Source organism: Kitasatospora sp. NPDC001261 (assembly GCF_042896795.1).
GTDB lineage: Bacteria > Actinomycetota > Actinomycetes > Streptomycetales > Streptomycetaceae > Kitasatospora.
Genome location: NZ_JBIAXP010000027.1, coordinates 138,317 through 157,168 on the forward strand (window position 1 = coordinate 138,317; position 18,852 = coordinate 157,168).

At 77.6% G+C, this 18,852-nt stretch carries 14 protein-coding genes; 13 read left to right on the forward strand and 1 reads right to left on the reverse strand.

All coding sequences use genetic code 11. The annotated features are described in order from the left end of the window. Positions 1 to 114: 114 nt before the first annotated feature. From ACFY4B_RS31645 to ACFY4B_RS31705, 13 genes are all read left to right on the forward strand, one after another. Positions 115 to 1,287, forward strand: coding sequence for an MFS transporter (locus ACFY4B_RS31645; protein ID WP_380742147.1), 1,173 nt, complete (start codon positions 115 to 117; stop codon positions 1,285 to 1,287). 169 nt (positions 1,288 to 1,456) lie between these two features. Continuing rightward, a complete protein-coding gene (locus ACFY4B_RS31650) occupies positions 1,457 to 2,107 on the forward strand; it encodes a helix-turn-helix domain-containing protein (protein ID WP_387973762.1) in 651 nt (216 codons plus the stop codon). 171 nt (positions 2,108 to 2,278) lie between these two features. Further along, positions 2,279 to 3,517, forward strand: coding sequence for a styrene monooxygenase/indole monooxygenase family protein (locus ACFY4B_RS31655; RefSeq protein ID WP_387973765.1), 1,239 nt, complete (start codon positions 2,279 to 2,281; stop codon positions 3,515 to 3,517). A 154-nt stretch (positions 3,518 to 3,671) separates the two neighbouring features. Beyond that, positions 3,672 to 4,196, forward strand: coding sequence for a hypothetical protein (locus tag ACFY4B_RS31660; RefSeq protein WP_375877635.1), 525 nt, complete (start codon positions 3,672 to 3,674; stop codon positions 4,194 to 4,196). 137 nt (positions 4,197 to 4,333) lie between these two features. Next, the gene (locus ACFY4B_RS31665; protein WP_387973768.1) at positions 4,334 to 5,245 is read left to right on the forward strand and encodes a phytoene/squalene synthase family protein; all 912 of its coding nucleotides are present in this window, start codon (positions 4,334 to 4,336) and stop codon (positions 5,243 to 5,245) included. Between the two features lie 177 nt (positions 5,246 to 5,422). Further along, positions 5,423 to 5,590, forward strand: a complete 168-nt coding sequence (locus tag ACFY4B_RS31670) for an SflA family class IV lanthipeptide (RefSeq protein WP_198959379.1) — start codon at positions 5,423 to 5,425, stop codon at positions 5,588 to 5,590. Positions 5,591 to 5,645: 55 nt separating this feature from the next. Continuing rightward, entirely contained in the window at positions 5,646 to 8,228 is a 2,583-nt protein-coding gene (gene lanL, locus ACFY4B_RS31675) for a class IV lanthionine synthetase LanL (protein ID WP_387973771.1), read from the forward strand. A 584-nt stretch (positions 8,229 to 8,812) separates the two neighbouring features. Next, positions 8,813 to 9,010: a thiazolylpeptide-type bacteriocin gene (locus tag ACFY4B_RS31680; RefSeq protein ID WP_049656540.1), complete on the forward strand. Its 198-nt coding sequence runs from the start codon at positions 8,813 to 8,815 to the stop codon at positions 9,008 to 9,010. 191 nt (positions 9,011 to 9,201) lie between these two features. Beyond that, the gene (locus tag ACFY4B_RS31685) at positions 9,202 to 11,904 is read left to right on the forward strand and encodes a lantibiotic dehydratase (protein WP_387973774.1); all 2,703 of its coding nucleotides are present in this window, start codon (positions 9,202 to 9,204) and stop codon (positions 11,902 to 11,904) included. Beyond that, positions 11,897 to 13,123, forward strand: a complete 1,227-nt coding sequence (locus ACFY4B_RS31690; protein WP_387973777.1) for a hypothetical protein — start codon at positions 11,897 to 11,899, stop codon at positions 13,121 to 13,123. Before ACFY4B_RS31685 ends, ACFY4B_RS31690 begins: the two co-directional genes overlap by 8 nt. After that, complete coding sequence (locus ACFY4B_RS31695) at positions 13,120 to 14,793, forward strand: hypothetical protein (protein WP_387973780.1); 1,674 nt, start codon at positions 13,120 to 13,122, stop codon at positions 14,791 to 14,793. Before ACFY4B_RS31690 ends, ACFY4B_RS31695 begins: the two co-directional genes overlap by 4 nt. Beyond that, positions 14,790 to 16,664, forward strand: coding sequence for a TOMM precursor leader peptide-binding protein (locus tag ACFY4B_RS31700; protein WP_387973783.1), 1,875 nt, complete (start codon positions 14,790 to 14,792; stop codon positions 16,662 to 16,664). Before ACFY4B_RS31695 ends, ACFY4B_RS31700 begins: the two co-directional genes overlap by 4 nt. A gap of 34 nt (positions 16,665 to 16,698) precedes the next feature. Then, on the forward strand, positions 16,699 to 18,372 hold the full coding sequence (locus ACFY4B_RS31705; RefSeq protein ID WP_387973785.1) for a thiopeptide-type bacteriocin biosynthesis protein: 1,674 nt from the start codon (positions 16,699 to 16,701) through the stop codon (positions 18,370 to 18,372). A gap of 18 nt (positions 18,373 to 18,390) precedes the next feature. Here ACFY4B_RS31705 and ACFY4B_RS31710 read toward each other — a convergent pair whose 3' ends face one another. Then, positions 18,391 to 18,756 (reverse strand): nuclear transport factor 2 family protein, encoded by a 366-nt coding sequence (locus ACFY4B_RS31710; RefSeq protein ID WP_387973787.1) that lies wholly within the window; start codon positions 18,754 to 18,756, stop codon positions 18,391 to 18,393. Positions 18,757 to 18,852 lie beyond the last annotated feature (96 nt).

Below are 18,852 nucleotides of genomic sequence, written 5' to 3' on the forward strand. Positions count from 1 at the left end.
GCTGGCCTATGGCCTCGGCGCGGGTCCGACCGGGGCTCCGACGGCGTCCCGGCGGTGTCCCGGCGGCTTCGGCGGGGCCTACCGGTGGCTGGTGCGGGCCGGTAGCGTCGCCGGGTGACCACCACCACCGCCTCCGCGGCGGGCTCCGGCCGCGCCCGGCCGCCGCTGGTGACGTGGGCGCTGCTGGTGCGCCTCGTCTCCCTCTTCGGCTGCACCACCGGGTTCAACCTGCTGCTCTCCGCCGTCCCGTTGTACGCCCAGGAGTCCGGCGGCGGCGAGCACGCGGCGGGTCTGGCCACCGGCGCGCTGATGTTCGCCACCGTGGTCGGCGAGCTGGCCACCCCGTCGCTGACCGCGAGGTTCGGCCACCGCTGGGCGCTGGCGGCCGGGCTGGTGCTGCTGGGCGCGCCCACCCTGGTGCTCGCCTGGACCGGCGGCATGGCGGCGGTGGTCGCGGTCTGTCTGCTGCGCGGGCTCGGCTTCGCCGTCGCGCTGGTCGCGGGCGGGGCGCTGACCGCCGCGCTGATCCCGGCCGAACGGCGCGGCGAGGGGCTCGCCCTGGTCGGGCTGGTCTCCGGGCTGACCGCCCTGGCCGGTCAGCCGCTCGGTGTCTGGCTGGCCCAGCACGTCGGCTGGGGCTGGGTGTTCGCGATCGGCGCGGCGGCGCCGCTGGCCGCCGTCGTCTCCGTCCCGGCGCTGCCGGACCGCACCCGGGCCGACGGGCCGACGGTGGGCCTGCGGGAGGGGCTGCGCAGCGGCGCGCTGCTGCGCCCGGCCGTGGTGTTCGGCGCGACGGCGCTGGCGGCCGGGATCCTGGTCACCTTCCTGCCGCTGGCCGTGCCGTCCGCCGCCGCCGTCGCGGCGGCGCTGCTGGTCCAGCCCGCGGCCGCGACGGCGACCCGCTGGCTGGCCGGGCGGTACGGGGACCGCCGGGGCGCGTCCGGGCTGGTGCTGCCCGCCCTGCTGGTCTGCGCCGGCGGGGTGCTGCTGCTGGCCTCGACGGGCAGCCCGGTCGCCGTGGTGGCCGGGGCCACGGTGTTCGGCGCGGGCTTCGGCGTCGCGCAGAACGCGACGCTGACGCTGATGTACGCCCGGGTGCCACCCGCCGGGTACGGCACCGTGACGGCGCTGTGGAACGTCGCCTTCGACGGCGGCATGGGCGTCGGCGCCGTCGCCTTCGGCGCGGTCGCGGGCGCGACGGGCTACCCGTGGGCGTTCGTGCTCACCGCGGCGGTGATGCTCGCCGCGCTCGCCCCGGCCTGGCGCGACCGGAGGACCAAGGGCTAGCCGGTCCCGGACAGCAGTCCTGAGGAGCCGGCGGTCCGGGGGCGCGGACCGACACGCACGGGGCCGGGCCGTTGCTCGACTTGCCGGGGGCCGGGCGCTTGGATGGATCCGCCCTGGTCAACGCCCGGACGCGGCCAGACGGCCCCCGGCCAGCCGAGGAGTCACCACCGTGAACGACACCCCCGACCCCGCCGCCGTCGCCCATCGGATCGCCGAACGGCGCGAGCAGCTGGGCCTCAGCGAGGAGGCCCTGGCCAACCGGGCCGCGATGGCCCCCCGCTACCTGCGGTGCCTGCTGGAGGCGGGGCCCGGCTTCGACCCGGCGGGCTTCGTCCGGATCGCCGCCGCCCTCGACACCACCCCGGGCGAGCTGCGGTCCGGCCGTGCCGACGCCGCGCCCGGCCAGGGCGGCCCCGGCCCGCGCCCCCGGCTGCTCGACCTCACCGAGCCGGAGTGCTGGCAGCTGGTCGGCGGCCACGGCATCGGCCGGATCGCCCTGCCGGTCGAGCCGGGGCCGGTGGTGCTGCCGGTCAACTACGTGGTGGACCAGGGCTCCTTCGCCTACCGCACCGGCGAGCACGACGCCGCCGCCCCGGTCGAGGGGGCCGCGGTCTCCTTCCAGGTCGACCACATCGACGAGTACCTCGGGCGCGGCTGGAGCGTGCTCGCCCTCGGCCCGGCGCACTACGTGGACGACCCCGCCGAGCTCGACCGGCTGGCCGGGCTGCCCGGCGCGGCCCCCTGGGCGGGCGGGGCGCGGCCGCGCTGGGTGCGGATCCGCCCGGAGGAGGTCAGCGGCCGGCGGCTGGTCACGGGGTGAGGCGGGGCGGGACCGGGCGCCGGTACGGGTCGTGGGCGAGCGTCCGTACGGGTCGGGAGCGAAGGCCGGTACGGCCCGTGGACGGGCGGCCCCGATGACTGGTAAGCAGGCCGGAGACGGCCGGTCCGTCCGGGCCGCCGTCCGGGACGTACCACCAGGAGAGCAGGGGCGATGCGCAGAGTTCTGATCGTCGGCGCAGGGCAGGCCGGACTCCAACTGGCCCTGGGGCTACAGGCGCACGGCTACGACGTGACCGTGCTGACCGACCGCGGCCCGGAGGAGGTGCGCGGCGGTCGGGTGATGTCCAGCCAGTGCATGTTCGACTCCGCGCTGCGCACCGAGCGGGCCCTCGGCCTGGACCTGTGGGCCGACCGGGCGCCCCGGATCGAGGGCCTCGGGGTGTCGGTCGCCGGGCCGGAGGCGGAGCGGGCGGTCGACTGGGTCGGGCGGCTGGACGCCTACGCGCAGTCCGTCGACCAGCGGCTGAAGATGTCCACCTGGCTGGAGCTGTTCGCGGAGCGCGGCGGCCGGGTGGAGCTGCGCCAGGTGACCGCGGCAGACCTGCAGAACCTGGTCGGCTCGTACGACCTGGTGCTGGTCGCCTCCGGAAAGGGCGCGCTGGCCTCGCTGTTCGAGCGCGACCACGAGCGCTCCCCGTACGAGCGGCCGCAGCGGGCGCTGGCGGCCAGCTATGTGCACGGGCTCGGTCCGCGCCCCGAGCACGACTACCCGGCGGTGCGCTGCAACCTGGTGCCGGGTGTCGGCGAGCTCTTCCTGGTGCCGGCGCTGACCGAGGCCGGCCCGTGCGACGCCATGGTCTGGGAGGCGATTCCCGGCGGCCCGGCGGACGCCTTCGACGGGATCCGCGATCCCGCCGAACACCTGCGGGTGACGCTGGAGTTGATGAAGGCCTTCACGCCTTGGGAGTACGACCGCACCCGCGCCGGCGTCGAACTCACCGACGCCGGTGCGACGCTGGCCGGGCGCTTCGCCCCGGGGGTGCGCCGTCCGATCGGCGAACTGCCCGGCGGTGGCACGGTGCTGGGCGTCGCGGACGTGGTCGTCCTCAACGACCCGATCGCGGGCCAGGGCTCCAACAACGCCGCCAAGTGCGCCACCGGCTACCTGGCGGCGATCCTCGCCCACGGCGACAGGCCCTTCGACCGGGCCTTCCAGCAGGCGGCCTTCGACGGGTTCTGGCGAACCGCCGCCCCCTCCACCACCTGGAGCAACGAGCTGCTCGCCCCGCCGCCCCCGCACGTCCTCCGGATCCTCGGGGCGGGCGGTTCGCTGCCCGCCGTGGCCCACCGGTTCGCCAACGCCTTCAACGACCCGGCGGACCTGGAGGAGTGGTACTTCGACCCGGCCAGGGCGGAGGCCTACCTGGCCTCGGTCGCGGCGGAGGACTGAAAGGTCAAGTTCTTCCCAAGTTCCGTACAAGCAAACGCCCTTCGTGGTGGGTTCTTCTCGCCCCCACCCGAGGGGCGCCTCCGGCCCGGCACCACGGGCCGGGCGGGCGAAGCGGACACCAGGAGGAGAGCCAGTGGCGGTCGACGGGGGCAACATGGCCCAGACAGTGATCGATACGGCGTACAACGAGCGCAAACGGCTGCACACCGGGCGCAGCCGGACCGTCGCCGTGGTCCTGTTCGGCCTGCTGATCGCACTCGGCTTCTTCCTGGCCCTGGTGGTCGGCAAGGCGGACCCGGACACCCCGCCGACCTGCGACGGCAAGACCATGACCCGGCACAGCGAGTGCCGGATATGGTCCAGCCGCGGCGGCGGGGGCACCTACTCGTACGACGAGATGATCGACCGTCGGGAGTCCGGGAACGGCGTGTGGCGGGTGGTCGGCTTCGGCGGCGCGGGCGTGGCCGCGGTGCTGATGGTCGTCTCGATCGCCAAGCTCAACCCGAACCGCCCGTGGGGCCAGCCGGTCGGTGCCGCCTGCCCGCGCTGCCGGGAGCTCAACCTGCGCGAGAAGCACACCGTGCACAGCGTCACCCGGGGCCGTACCACCCACCGCTACAGCGGCATCGTCACCCTCTGCACCCCGGCCTGCGGGTTCTCCGCGATCCGCCAGCGCTGACCGGCGCCCCTGGGCCCTGCGGTCCGGCGCCGCGGGGGCCGCGGTCCGGGACCGCACGGTCCCGGGAGCCCGAATAGGTCCTCCCGCTCCCACCGGCTACGCTCGACCCCCGTCGAACAAACGATGGGGTGGACCGAGTGGGCAGGTGGGAGCGGGCGCTGGACGCGGCCGGGGTACGGGAGGCCGGGCTGCGGGCCGACTACGGCCGGCAGCGGGAACAGGTCGCCCGGTACAAGCGGGAGGTCGCGCTCGCCGCCGACCTGCTGCTGCCCGCCCGGACGGTCCCGCACGTGATCGCCGCCGCCGCCGTCATGCACCGCACCGACACCCTGCTCGACAGCGGCCCGCTCGCCGAACGCCGGGCGGCCTCCGCCCGCTGGCAGCGGCAGGTCACCGACAGCCTCGCCGCGGGCCGCACCGACGACCCCGAGCTGCGCCCGCTGCTGAACAGCGTCGCCGCCCACCCCGTGCTGCGGGACCGGGTGCTGGACTTCCTCGCCGCGACCGGGGCCGACCTGGACTTCACCGGGTTCGCCACCGAGGAGGACCACCAGGCCTACATCGACGGGTACTCGCTGCCCGGCTTCATGGTGGTCGCCGCGCTGCTCGGCCCGGACGGGGACCAGGGCGACTACCGCGCCGCCTGCCGCACCTTCATCGACGGCAGCCAGCGGCTCGACTTCGTCAACGACCTCGCCGAGGACCTCGCCGAGGGCCGCCTGACCATCCCCGAGCAGACCCTCCGGGAGCACGGCGTCACCCGCGCCGACCTGGAACAGGCCCGTGACCTGCCCGCCGTACGGGCCCTGCTCGCCGGCCTGCTGGACCGGGCCGACCGCAGCCTCGCCGAGGGCCGGGCCGTGATCGACCGGGTGCCGCCCGCCCACCGCCCGATGGTCCGCTGCATCGTCGGCGTGGAGGAGCTCACCAGCGCCGCCGCCCGCGCCGACCTCGGCGCCCTGCTGCGCCGTTCGGCGGGCCCGGCCAAGCCCGCCGCGCTGCGGCTGCTGGCCCGCGAGTACCTCCGGGCCCGCCGCCTGCGCGGCTGACCGGCTCGTGTCGTCCCGGTGGGCGCGGGCGGGAGCCGGCGTCCACAAACGGAACCTCCCTTTGTCGTAGTCGATCCGGCGGGTCCGTCAGCTCCCTGTCCCGGGTCGGGTGGCCTGGCTAGCATGAGCCCGCTCAGCACGCAGGACCCAACCACCTGAATGATTGGGAGGACCCCCATGAGTGCCCTGCTGACCGACATCCGCGACGCCGGCCCGCTGGAGATCGACGAGGACGCCATCGTCTTCGAGGACGAGTTCGACGCCGACCTCGCGCCCGCCGCCTGCCTGGGCGAGCCGTGGGTGACCTACGTCCCGACCCGCTTCCCCTGTGAGTTCAACGCCTGATCCACCCGGATCCGAAGGAACGGCTGACCACGGCGGACCGGGGGAGGACGGAACCATGAACGCACCGCCCGACCCCGGCTCCGCCGAGGCCGCGCACGAGGACGCACTGCGGGAGCAACTGGGCAGCAGGGCCGAGCAGTTGGCCGCCAGCGCGCCCGGCCCGCACCGTCCGCTGCGCACCGACGGCCAGTGGTGGTACCTCCGGGACCCTCGGATGCCGGAGCTCGCCCACGGCTGGAAGCTGCACCTCTCCGCCCGCCCGGACGGCTTCGAAGCGCTGCTGGACACGGCGCTCCCGATCCTGCTCGGCCGGGTCTGCGACGTGAAGTTCGCGGTGAGCACGGCGGCGCTGTGGGAGCTCAACAGCGGCCGGCACGGCGCCGCCGCCGTGGGCAAGGCCGTCACGGTCTACCCCCGGCCCGAGGAAGTCCGGGCCCTGGGGCTGGAGTTGGCACAGGCGCTGGCCGGCCGGGAAGGCCCCGCGGTGGTCAGCGACCGCCGGGTGCGGCCGGACGCCCCGGTGCACTACCGCTACGGTCCGTTCCGGGTCACCGATGACGAGGCCCAGGCCGGCATGGCCGGCCCGGACGGCGCGCTGTTCCCCGGCCTGGCCGAGGCCCGCTACCGCCGACCGCCCTGGGCGAGCGACCCGTTCGAGGCGCCCGGCGCCCCCGCCCGCCCGGCGACCACCCGGGTCGGCGACGGCCGCTACCGGATCACCGCCGGCATCACCCGCGCGCCGAGCGGCCACGTCTACCGCGCGGTCCACCTCGCCACCGGGCGCGAGGTGGTGGTCAAGCAGGCCCGGGCCTTCGTCGCCGAGGACGGCGCGGGTGTCGACGCGCGCGGCCGACTGCGGCACGAGCGCCGGGTGCTCGACGCGCTGGCCGGGGTCCCCGGAGTGCCCGCGCTGGTCGACTACTTCCGACACGGCACCGACGAGTACCTGGTCAGCACCGCCTGCGGGCGGACCGACCTGCGCCGCGAGGTGCTCACCGCCGGCCCGTACGGCGCCGAGGCGGGAGACGCGGGCGGCGCGGATTCTGCGGACAGCGCGGGCGGGCGGGACTGGTGGACGCTGGCGCGCGCGTTGCTGCGGGTGCTGGACGCGGTGCACGCGCGCGGCGTGGTGGTCTGCGACCTCAAGCCCGCGAACGTCGTGCTCGACCGGGACGGCCGGCCCGCGCTGGTCGACTTCGGCGTGAGCGCCCTCGACGGCGACCGCCCGCCGGGCGCCACCGCCGGGTACGGCCTGCCCGGCGCCACCGGAGAGGACCCCACCGAGGACCACTACGCGCTGGGCGCCACCCTGCACCACGCCCTCACCGGCCTCGACCCGGTGGTGATCGACCCCGACCCGGCGACCAACCGCGACCGCACCCTGGCCTGCCTGCGCGCCGCCCTCCCGGAGCCCGGGCACCCGGCCGCGGAACTCGTCGAGGGCCTGCTGAGCCTCGACCCGGCGAGGCGTGCGGCCACGGCGGCCCGGCTGCGGGAGGGGACGGTGCCGACCCGGCGGGCCCGCCACGCCCGGTGGAACGCGGAGACCCGGCGGAGCGTCCTGGACGGCGCGCTCGACCACACCGTCACCACCTGCGTCCGGATGGCCCGCGAGCTGCTCGCCGCCGACCCGGGCGTCGAGCGGCCCCGGACCCTGCTCTCGCTGTACGACGGCGCCGCCGGGCTCGGCCTCGAACTCCTCCAGCACCCGGACCGCCCGGACGCCCGCTCCGCCGCCGCCGACCTGGCCGCCTGGACGGCCGCCCACCCGGCCCTCGACCACCTGGACGGCTCGCTCCACCAGGGCCGTACGGGCGTCGACCTGTTCCTCGCCGAGGCGGCCGCCGCGCTGGGCACCCAGCCCCCGGCGCCCCGCCGGTACGAGGGCACGGGCGTCGACCAGATCGCGGGGACCGCCGGGATCGGCACCGGGCACCTGCTGCTCGCCGGGCTCGGCCCGGAGACGGGAGCGCACCGGGCGGCGGCGGCCGACTGCGCCGCCGAACTGGTCGGCCGTCCGCTGGACGACCTCGGGGAGGAGCCCAACCCCGGCACCGCCGCCCTCGCGGAGGGCTTCGCGCACGGCCGCGCGGGCGTCGCCCACTTCCTGCTCGCGATGCCCGACGAGGCGTCCCGGCGCACCGCCCGGGAGATCGTGGACGGCCTCGCGGCCGACCTCCCCGGCATCATCGCCGCCGCCCGCGCACCCGGGGCGACCCGCCGCTACCTCTCCTGGTGCCGGGGGCTGGCCGGGCTCGGCACCCTGCTGGTCCAGGCCGGCCGGCAGTACGGCGACGACGCGCTGACGGCGCTGGCCGCCGACGCCGCCGACACCTGCCGGACGCTTGCCCCGAGGACCGCGCAGGTCTTCCGCTGCTGCGGGCTCGCGGGCGTCGGGGACCTCTGCGTCGACCTCGCGGTGGCCACCGGCGAGGCCCGGCACTGGGCCGCCGCCCAGGAGGTGGCGGAGCTGATCCTCACGCGGGCGGGCGGCACGCCGAACCGGCCGCTGCTGCCCGGCCGCCGACCGGACACGGAGGCCCGGGCCTGGGCGGTCGGCACCCCCGGCGTCACCACCTTCCTGCGCCGCCTGGCCCGGCGGGGCGGCCCGGTCCCGGGGCTGCTGCCGCTGCACTGAGCGGCCCCGGGGGCGCGAGTCCGAAGGCAGGCCCACGTCCCGTCCCCGGCCGGGCTTCCGCATGCCGTTGAACGGGTGCTGCTCGACGCGGGATCCAGGACCGGTCGAGAAGCCCCGCAGGACGTCCTGGGCCGGGTTGCGTACGAGCACGCCCCGACCACGGGTGTCGATCGCGCCGTGGGCCGTTGATCCCACCCGTGTCGTCGCACGGCCGGTCCTCCCCGGCGAGCCCCGCCGACGAGTCCGCGGACCGGACACAGGACGGACGGGCGGGCGGCGCGCGGATCCGGCGCCGGTCGCGGCCGGGCCGGGCCGCGGTCGGGGGCCCGTGGGGGGCCGCTGGAGTGCCGCTTGAGCCGGACCGGTCTTGAGCCGACGGGGTACGGGCTCCCGGCCAAGGTGCCGGTCGGCCGTACCGCCGGGCGCCGCCGGGTGCCTAGATTCGTTCTCGGGCGGCGCGAAGCCCGGGTCCGAGCGGCCCGAGTGCGGCGCACCCACGGGGGACCCGGCACATTCCGCAGCACCCGCTCGCAGGCACACCTTCCGGTCCGACCGGCCCGCCTGCCCATCCGAGGGAGTTCGCCATGTCCGACACCACCACGTCCCGTACCGCTGCCACCGAGGGCCTCGACCTTCAGGACCTCGACCTCAGCGAGCTGACCGTCACCTCGCTGCGCGACACCGTCGCGCTGCCGGAGAACGGCGCGTCCTGGGGCTCCTGCTCCTGCCAGGGCTCGTCCTCCTGCGCGCAGCCGCAGCTGCCGGACGTGCCGACCGCCTGACGTCCTAGGGTCCGGCCGCACGCCGGGCCTGCCGGCCAGGCCTTCCGGGGCCGGTGCCAGCGCATCAGGACGGAACCCGGCGCGTCCACCCGGACGCGTCGGGTTCGTCCCGCGTACCCAGGCCCGTCCCGGTCGCCGCAGCCGACCAGTCCCACGAGACGCGCCGCCAGGCCCCGTCGGAGGGAACCGCCATGCCCAACCGAACCGCCCTGCCCCGGGACGCCCGCGTGCCCTCGCCCTCGCCCTCGCCCGTGAACGCACCGGCCCCGGCCGCGTACACCGCGCGCCACGCCCTGGTGCGCTCCACCGTCCTCGCCCGGCCTGCCCAGTCCGCCGCCTCGGCGGCTGCCCGGGCGCTGCTGGGCGGCCTCACCGCCGCCGAGGCCGCGGTCGAAGCCCTGCGGCCGGCCCTCTGCGACGACCTGTACGCCAGCCGGGCCGGTCACGACGAGGAGTTCCACCGCCGCGTCGTGCTGCCGCTCCGCCGCGACCTGCACAACGGCCGCCCGCCGCGGGCGGCGCTGCTCGACCGGCTCGGCGACCTGCCGCACCGCGTCCCCCGACTCGCCGAGTGGCTGGAGCTGCGACGGCTGCGGGCCCGGCTGCTGGCCGCGCTCGCCGATGCCGTCCCGCCCGCCCTGGCCGCCGAACGGGCCTCCCTCGCGGGCATCTGCCGGGAGCCGGCCTTCACCCGGGCCGTCGCCCTCACCAGCGCCGACCTGCTGCGCGCGGTCGCCCACACGGCGGGCGCGACCGGGGAGCCGCGCGGCCGGGCCCGGAAGGAAGAGGCGGCCGTCCTGCGGCACGCCCTGCGGGCCACCGCCAAGACCAGCCCGCTGTCCTGGTTCACCGCCGTCGGCTGGACCTCCGACGTGACGGCGGAGGACGCGGAGGCAGAGGAAGCGGCGGACGGCCCGCGCGCGGTCGTCCGGGAGAACCGGGCGCTGGTCGCCGCGCTCGTCCAGGCCCTGCTCGACGACCCCCGCCGCAGCCGTACGCTGCCGCACCGGATGACCAGCGCCGCCCGGGTCGCCGACGGCCGCGCCCGCTACGCCCGGGCCGAGACGCTGTTCGCGGGCGGGCGCTACCTCGTCACCCGGGAGGAGGAGGTCGAGCTCGCGGCCCGGCCCGAACTGGCCCTGCTCGCCTCGCTCGCGGCCACCCCGGACCGGCCGGACCGGCTCGCCGCCCGGCTCGCCGAGGCCCTCGGCCGCCCCGGTGACGACCCGGCCGCGCACCGCTTCGTGGGCCGGCTCCTGACGGCCCGGCTGCTGGTGCCCGCCGAGCCGGTCGACCCGCAGGACCGGCGGCCGCTCCGCAGCCTGGCCGACTGGCTGCGGCAGTGGCCGGAGGACGCCGCACTGGCCGAACGGCTCGACCAACTCGACCTGGCAACAGGCTCGTTGGTGGCGACCCCGGGCGAGCACCGCCCCGCCCTGCTGGCCTCCCTCGCCGACCACTGGCGGCGACTGCTGGCCGACGCCGGACGGCCGGTGCCGGACGAGGCCGCGCCGCTCAGCGTCCTCAGCGAGGACGTCCACACGCCGGCCGCGCCGTGCCCCCGACTGAGCGCGGCCGACCGTACGGTGCTCGCCGAACTCACCGCGCTCGCCGAGCTGTTCGACCACGGCCACCTGATGCGCCGGGCCGCCCGGGACCGCTTCGTCGCCCGCTACGGCGTCGGCGGGGTGTGCGACGCGCCCTGGGACTTCGGCGCCGACGCGGCGGACGCCTGGGCGGATACCGGCCTGCCGGACGAACTGGCCCTGCTGCGAAAGGAGTTCGCCCACCTCCCGGAGCTGGACGGCGAACTCGTGCTCCCCGCCGAGCGGGTCCGCGCCCTGGCCGCGCGGCTGCCCCACTGGACCGCGGCCCGGCCGCTCAGCTACTCCTGGTTCCTCCAACGCGACCCCGGGGACGGCCTGGTGTGCGTCAACCACGTCTACGGCGGCTGGGGGCGCTTCACCAGCCGGTTCCTCGACGGCCTGCCCCCGCGGGCCGCCGCCGAGGTCGCCCGGCAGCTCCGCTCCGGGCTCGGCGCCGGCGCCCGCGCCGCCCAGGTCCGGCCGGTCGGCGGTTTCAACGCCAACCTCCACCCCCGGCTGCTCGCCGACGAGATCGGCCCCGACCGGCGGTGGACCGGCCTCGCCGAGGCCGACCTCGACCTCGTCCACGACCCGGCCGACGACCAGCTCCGGCTGCGGCTGCGCGGCACCGGCGAACTGCTCGACGTCCTCTACCTGGGCTTCCTCGCGCCGGTCATGCTGCCCCGGCGGCTCGGCCCACTGCTCGCCGACCACCCCAACGGGGTCGTCGACTTCCGCCCGCTGCTGCCGCGCACCACCCTGGCCGCGCCCGGCGGCAGCGTGCTGCGCACCCCGCGGCTGCGCCACCGGCACGTCGTGCTCGCCCGCCGCCGCTGGCAGCTACCGGCCGGGGTGCTCGACGCCCTGCGGGCCGAACTCGCCGCCGACCCGGGCCCCGACGGGGTCCCGGCCGCGACCGTCGCCCGCTGGCGGGCCCGGCTCGGCCTGCCCGAACAGCTCTTCCTCCACCCCGCACCGGCCACCGCCGACGGCGCGGGCACACCCGCCGACGCCTTCGTCGCCCACCTGCGCGCCCCCAAGCCGCAGCCCGTCGACCTCGGCAACCCGCTGCACCTGCGCCACCTCGCCAAGTGGCTCACCCGGCACCCGCGCGGCGCGGTGCTGGAGGAGGCCCTGCCGGGCATCGCGGGGCAGTCGGAGCCGACCCGGGCCGTGGAACTCGTGGTGGAGACCTACCGGCCGGGCCGGGACAGCGCGGCGGGGGCCGCTGCCCGCGCTTCCGCCCGTACCGCCCGAGCCGTCCGGACCGCCCGTACCGCCATCGCCGAGGAGGCGCCCGATGAGTGACCCGGCCGACGGCCAGGGGGCCGTGACCGCCTGGGACGTGGTCCTGTACCACTACCAGCCCGACAAGGCCCGCGCGCTGCGCGAAGCCGTCCTGCCGCTGGCCCGGCAAGCGGGGGCCGAGGGGCTGGCCGCCCACGTCGAGCGGCACTGGCGGTTCGGTCCGCACCTGCGGCTGCGGCTGCGCGGCCCCGAGGCGCGGGTGTCCGGGGTGGCGCGGCGGTCCGCCGAGGCGCTGCGGGCGTGGGCGGCCGCCCACCCCTCCGTCGCCGACCGCTCGGACGAGCAGCTGCTCGCCGAGGCCGCCGCCGCCGGACGGGCCGAGCTGGTCGCACCGCCGTACGGGCCGCTGGTGCCGGACAACACCGTCGTCGCGGCGCCCGTCGACCGGTCCGCCGAGCACGCCCTGCGGTCCCTGATCGGCGCCGAATCCGCCGATCTGCGCGAGGAGTTGCTACGGACCGGCCTGCCCGCCCTGGACTCGGCCTGCCGCTTCCTCGGCGCGCACGGCGACACACCGCAGGCGCGGGTGCAGCTGGTGGTGACGGCGCTCGCCGCGCACGCCACCGCGCACCCGGACGGGCTGGTCGGCGCGCACTACTCGGTGCTCTCGCACCTGGAGGACTTCCTGGTCCACGAGGACCCGGACGGCAGCCTGCGGGCCGGCTTCGAGCGCCACTGGGAGCGCACCGGCCGGGCGGTCACGGCGCTGGTGGGCCGGATCACCGAAGGCGGGGCGCGCGACTGGGAGCGGGACTGGGCGCACTGGTCGGCGAACGCCTGGAGCCTCGCCGAGCGGCGGCTGGCGGCCGGAGCCGACCTCGGCGGCCGCCACGCCGCGTACCGGGAGCGCGCCGAGGCCCTCGGGGACCGGGCCACCGCCGAACGCTGGAACGCCGAACTGCGCACCCGCTACAGCGAGTTCCACCGGCTGCTGCACCGCAGCGACCCCGACGGCGCGATGTGGCGCCGCCCGGACTACCTGATCAACCGGACCGGCACCAACGGCCTGTACCGGCTGCTCGCCATCTGCGACGTCCGCCCGCTGGAGCGCTACCTCGCCGCCCACCTGCTGGTGCGCAGCGTGCCCGAGCTGACCGGGCACCGCTGGCAGGCGCTCCTCGGCGCCCCGACGGCGGCCGGGGCCGGCCAGGCGGGCACGGACGGGACGCGCATGAACGGGACTCGCACCGACGGGACGTACATGGAGGGGGCGGCATGACGGCCGAACCGGAGACCCACCGGCCCCGGCTGCGCCCCGGGGTGGCGGTGACCCCGCTGCGCGAGGGGCTGCACCTGCGCGGCCGCGACACCAGCCTCACCCTGGAGGGCAGCCGGGCGCTCCCGGCGCTGTGGCAGGTGCTCGCCGCCCGGCTCGGGCCGGACGCGGAGGCCGCCGGCGCGGCAGCCGACGCCGCCGTCGAGCCGAAGGTGGCGGCCGCGCTGGCCACCGTCACCGCCCGGCTGCGCGAGCACGGCCTGCTCGTGGACCACCCGGACGGGGAGCGCCTGCCGCCCTGGCCCGGCTCGGTGGCGGACGATCCCGGCGGCGCGGCGGCGGCCCTGGCGGCCGCCCGTCCGGTGGTGGCGGCCGCCGACCCGGACGGCCCGTCGGCCCGCGCGGTGGCGCGCGCCCTCGCCCGGGGCGGGACGGCGGCCCCGGCGGTGGTCGCCGAGCCCGGCCTGCCGCCCGGCCGGGTGGTGGCCGCGGCGGACGATCCGTCGGGCCGTGCGGTGGCGGTCGCGGTGCAGTGCGGCGCGGACGGCGGCTTCGTCACCGAGCCCGCCGACCCGGCCCGCGCCCGGGCGGACGCCACGGCGCTCGCGGCCCGGCTGGGCCCCGGCGCCGCCACCGCTTCCGGCGCCGAGCCCCCGCCGGTGCTCCTCGCGCTGCTCGCCGCCGCCGGTGCCCAGCGGCTGCTCTGCGCCGTCGCCGGCCTGCCGGACCCGGGCGAGCCGGCCGAGGACCCGCGGCTGCTCGCCGGGCGCCCCGCCGTCCTGATCGCCGAGGCCCGCCCGCCGCGCGCCGACTACCACCCGTGGGCGGCGGGCCCCGGGGCCGTCGCCGCGCCGCCCGGGGACCTCGCCGAGGCGCTGCGCCGGGTGGACGCCCTCGGCGACGCCCGGCTGGGCGTGCTGGACGCGCCGTCCCCGGGCGAGCTCCCGCAGCTGCCCGTGGCCCTGGTCTCCTGCGGCACCCCGTCCGGCCCGCTGGCGGCCGGTGCGGTGCGGACGGACCTCGCCCGGCTGGCCGCCGCCTGCCGGTCCGTCGAACTGCACCTGGCGGCGGTGGGCGGGGGAGCCGTACCGGTGGTCGGCGTCGACCCGTCCCACGCGCTCGGCCGGGCCCTGCGCTGGGCCGTCCTCGGCCGGCCGCTCCGGGGCGACCGCCCGGTGCCGGAGTCCGCCTGGCGGGATCACCCGCAGGCCGGGCACTGGTACGGAGCCCTGGCCCGCCGGCTCGGCCGCGCACCGGATCTGACGGTACGTCAACTCGCCTCTGAGAAGGTGTACCTGGCGCAGGCCGAAGGGGCCAGGGCGGTCGAGGCGACCCCCGCCGACGCGGTCGCCCACGCCGCCCTGGCCGCCCTCACCCGCCTGCTGGCCCGGGACGGCGGCCTGGCCGCCGCCCACCACGCCGCGCTCTCCGGCGCCGCCGCCCCGCTCGCCGCCGCCGGGTGCACCCCGGCCGCCTGGGCGGACCCCGGCTGGGCCGACCACTGGCTCGCCGACGTCGCCGACCGGGAACCGGACCTGCACGCCGCCCTGGTCCGGCTCACCGGCCTGCGGACGACCCGCTGGCAGCCCGCCACCCCCGGGGCCCGCCCGATCGCCGCCGCCCTGGACGGCTACGGGTTCACCGCCCTCGTCACCGGGGAGGGCCGCCCATGAACGGGCTGCCGGTGCTCACCCCGGCCGAGGCCCTGGCCGCCACCGGCGGCACCGCCGTCGTCCACCTCGCCGAGTGGACCCTCGGCCTGGCCGAGCAGCTCAGCCGCCACGCCCTGGCACACCCCGTACGCCTGGTGCCGGTGCGCGAGGACGGCGCGCTGACGGTGGTCGGGCCGGTCCTCCACCCCGGGGCGCCCGCCTGCCTGAGCTGCACCGAGGTCCAGCGGCTCGCCACCGCCGGCGGCCGGGTGCCCTGGCAGAGCCCGGCCCTGGCGCTCGGCGGCACCGGCACCCCGGCCTTCGCCGAGGCGGTGACCGCCCTCGCCGCTGACCTGGCCGCCGAGAGCACCGATTCCGTCGCCACCGTCCACGTGGTGCACGGCGGCAGGGCCACCTGGTCCACCCACCGGGTCCGCCCGGTCGGCGGCTGCGAGGTCTGCCATCCGTTGCCCGCCGACACCCCCGAGGCCGCCCGGCTGCCCGCCACCCCCCGCCCCCTGCCCGACCCGGCCGTCCTGCGCGGCCCCAACGACCGTACGGGCACAGGACAGTTGAGGGCCGAACTGTACGACGAGCGGTTCGGCCCGGTCCGCCGGCTGTTCCGCACCGAGGACTCGGCCTTCGCCCTCACCACCGCCTGGGTGACGGACGGCCGGGCGCTGGACGACGGCGGCTACGGGCGGGCGGCGGACTTCCGCGCCAGCGAACGGGTCGCGCTGTTCGAGGCGGTGGAGCGGTACGCGGGCATGCGGCCGCTCGGGCGCCGCACCGCCCTGCGGGCCTCGTACGCCGACCTGGTCGCCGAGCGCGGGCCCGGGGCCGTCCTCGACCCGGCCCGGCTCGGCCTGCCCGACGACGCCCCGCCGGGGCACCCCGCCGTGGCCACCGTCCCGTACACCCCCGAGCTGGTACTCGACTGGGTGCACGGCTGGTCGCTCACCCACCGCCGCCCGGTCGCCGTCCCGGAGCACGTCGCCTACTGGGACGTGCCCGGGCGCGACCGCCCCCGGGTGGTCTACGAGTCCTCGAACGGCTGCGGACTCGGCAACAGCCCCCAGGAGGCCGCGCTCTACGGCCTGTTCGAGGTCGCCGAGCGCGACGCCTTCCTGATGGCCTGGTACGCCCGCACCCCGCTGCCCGGCGTCGCCGTCCCCACCGAGGACCCGAGGATCGCCGAACTCGCCGACCGCGCCCGGCTGTTCGGCTACCGGCTCACCCTGCTCGACGCCACCAACGACCTCGGCATCCCCGCCGTGCTCGCCCTCTGCCGCCACCGCGGCGACCACCCCGACGCCCCGCGCACCTTCCTGGCCGCCGGAGCCCACCACGACCCCCTGGCGGCGATCCGCTCCGCCGTCGCCGAGGTGGTCACCAACGTCCAGGAGGCGCCGCACCGCGCCACCACCCCGGGCGGGCCGCGCGACCCGCGGCGGCTGCGGCCGATGCTGGACCGCCCCGACCTGGTCGTCACCCTGGACGACCACGTCGGCCTCAACGCCCTGCCTGAGGCGCAGCCCCGCCTCGACTTCCTCTTCGCCGGCCCGCCCCCGGTGCCCTGGACCGAGCGGTGGCCCGGCGCCCCCGCACCGGTCGGCGACCTCACCGCGCTGCTGGAGCGGACCGTCGCCCGGCTGGCGGGGGAGGGCCTGGAGGTCCTGGCGGTCACCCAGGACGAACCCGGCGTCCGCGACCGGCTGGGCCTGCACTGCGCCAAGGTCGTCGTCCCCGGCACCCTGCCGATGACCTTCGGCCACGCCAACCGCCGCACCCGGGGCCTGCCCCGCCTCCTGGACGTCCCGTACCGCCTCGGCCGCACCCCGGCGCCCCTGCGGCACGACGAACTCCCGCTCCACCCGCACCCGTTCCCGTAGCCGCCTGTCCCCGTAGCCGCCCGGAAGGACCGCGATGACCACCCAAGCGCCGCCCGCCGCCCGCTGGCACAGCCTGCACCTCGCGCTGCCGCTGACCGCCCCCGAGGCCGACGCCTTCCTCACCGAGGACCTCGCCCCGCTGATGGCCGGGCTCGCCGGCACCGACTGGTTCTTCATCCGCTACGGCGAGGGCGGCCCCCACCTGCGCATCCGCCTCCGCGGCCCGGGCCCGGCGCCCGCCCACCTGACCGACCTCGCCGCCGAGCTCACCCGCCGCGCTGCCCGCCGCACCCCGCCCGAGGGCCCCTTCGCGGGCGGACACGGCGAGGTCACGGAGGTCCCGTACCAGCCCGAGACCGAGCGCTACGGCGGCGCGGCCCTGCTGCCGATCGCCGAGGAGGTGTTCACCCACTCCACCCGCACCGCCCTCGCCGCCCTGGACGCCCTCCGCGCGGCCCCGGGGGACCGGCTGCCGCTCGCCCTCGACCTCGCCCACACCACCGCCCACGCCCTCGGCCTCGACGAACTCGCCGCCTCCCGCTGGCTGCGCCGCCACGCCGCCTCCTGGCGCTGGGTCACCGAGTTCCGGCCGCTGCCCGGGGCCGCCGTGCACGTCCGGGTCAACACCGTGTTCGCCCGGCAGCGCACCGCGCTGGCCCACCGGGCCCGGGCCCTGCGCACGGCGCTGGACGCCGGTACGGCCGCACCCTGGCTGGCCGACTGGGCGGCGCAGGTCGCCGAGGCCACCGCCCGGATGCGGGCCGCCTTCCCCGCCTCCGCTGACGCCTCCGCCTCCGCCGACGCCGAGGAGCGCCTCTCCTGGGTCTGGGCCTCCCAGCTGCACATGCTGTTCAACCGGTTAGGCGTCGGCCCCGACGAGGAGCGGGCGGTCTGCCGCCTCGCCGCCCGCACCCTGCTGGAGACCGGGCAGCCGTTCACCTTCTTCCCCGCCGACCACCACGCCCCGGACCACCAGTACCTGGAACGCAGCAAGTTCCAGATCGGCCGCCCCGAGGACACCGCCCTGCGCGACCTGCCGCACCACCCGGCCCCGCGCCCCCGCCCCGGCGACCTCCCGTTGCCCGCCGACCCGCTGCCGCCCGTCACCCTCGCCGACGCCCTGCGCACCCGCCACTCCACCCGCGGCCCGCTGACCGGCCCGCTCACCGCCGGCGCCCTCGGCGGCCTGCTCTGGTCCGCCTACGCCGCCAACCCCGACACCGGCCACCGCCCGTACCCCAGCGCGGGCGCCCTGCACACCGTACGGCTGCGCCTGCTCGCCCTCGCCGTGGACGGCCTGCCCGCCGGCACCTACCAGTGCCTCCCCGAACACCGCAGCCTGCGCCCGATCGGCCCGGCCCCCGCCCTCGACGACCTCAAGGCCCTCTCCTCCTACCTCTCCCGCCCGGCCGACGACCCGGACGCCATCGGCATCGACCGGGCCCCCGCCGTCCTCGCCGTCCACCTCGACCTCGCCCACCTCCGCCGCCGCTACGGCCTGCGCGCCCTGCGCCTCGGCCTCCTCGAAGCCGGCCACCTGACCCAGAACCTCCTGCTGACCGCCGCCGCCTTCGGCCTCGGCACCACCCCCCTCGGCGGCCTCCAGGACGACCTGGCCCACGAACTCCTCGCCCTCGACGACCTCGGCGAACCCGTCCAGTACCTCCTCCCCCTGGGCCGCCCGGGGACCGCCCGGACGATCAAGTAGGCTGGTGGAGCGGCCGGTTCACGGCGTCGCGGGCGTTCCCGGAGCCGGCTGCCGACCGCCGAAGAAGACCTGGACGTCCCGGATCAGCCCGTCCCGGACCGTGATCGCCTCGACGTTGCGGTAGCGGCCCCCCGTGGTCAGCTCGTACTCGTAGTAGGCGAAGACGAGTTCCTCGTCGGCGGGCATCACCCGCAGCAGCCGCTGCTCCGTGAACCGGTAGGCGGTGGGGAAGCAGCGCTCGAAGAACGCGGCCTTGTCGATGCGGTCGTCCTGGGGGCTGGTGAAGGTGAAGTCCTCGGCGTACAGCGGCAGGGCCGCCTCGCGGTCCTGCGACCGGTAGCAGCGGAACGCCGCCTTGACGACGCTCGCGGGGGTGCCGTTCATGCGATCCATACCTTTCTTCGTGGGATCGTTCTGGTCATTCGTAAGATCAGGGCACCCAGGGATGCCGGGTGTGGCTGTCATGTCATTGCCGCGTCC

Coding starts and splice junctions, on each gene's coding strand:
- ACFY4B_RS31655 (WP_387973765.1), top strand. CDS start 2,279: ATGCGCAGAGTTCTGATCGTCGGCGCAGGGCAGGCCGGACTCCAACTG.
- ACFY4B_RS31660 (WP_375877635.1), top strand. CDS start 3,672: ATGGCCCAGACAGTGATCGATACGGCGTACAACGAGCGCAAACGGCTG.
- ACFY4B_RS31670 (WP_198959379.1), top strand. CDS start 5,423: ATGAGTGCCCTGCTGACCGACATCCGCGACGCCGGCCCGCTGGAGATC.
- lanL (WP_387973771.1), top strand. CDS start 5,646: ATGAACGCACCGCCCGACCCCGGCTCCGCCGAGGCCGCGCACGAGGAC.
- ACFY4B_RS31680 (WP_049656540.1), top strand. CDS start 8,813: ATGTCCGACACCACCACGTCCCGTACCGCTGCCACCGAGGGCCTCGAC.
- ACFY4B_RS31685 (WP_387973774.1), top strand. CDS start 9,202: ATGCCCAACCGAACCGCCCTGCCCCGGGACGCCCGCGTGCCCTCGCCC.
- ACFY4B_RS31690 (WP_387973777.1), top strand. CDS start 11,897: ATGAGTGACCCGGCCGACGGCCAGGGGGCCGTGACCGCCTGGGACGTG.
- ACFY4B_RS31695 (WP_387973780.1), top strand. CDS start 13,120: ATGACGGCCGAACCGGAGACCCACCGGCCCCGGCTGCGCCCCGGGGTG.
- ACFY4B_RS31700 (WP_387973783.1), top strand. CDS start 14,790: ATGAACGGGCTGCCGGTGCTCACCCCGGCCGAGGCCCTGGCCGCCACC.
- ACFY4B_RS31705 (WP_387973785.1), top strand. CDS start 16,699: ATGACCACCCAAGCGCCGCCCGCCGCCCGCTGGCACAGCCTGCACCTC.
- ACFY4B_RS31710 (WP_387973787.1), bottom strand. CDS start 18,756: ATGAACGGCACCCCCGCGAGCGTCGTCAAGGCGGCGTTCCGCTGCTAC.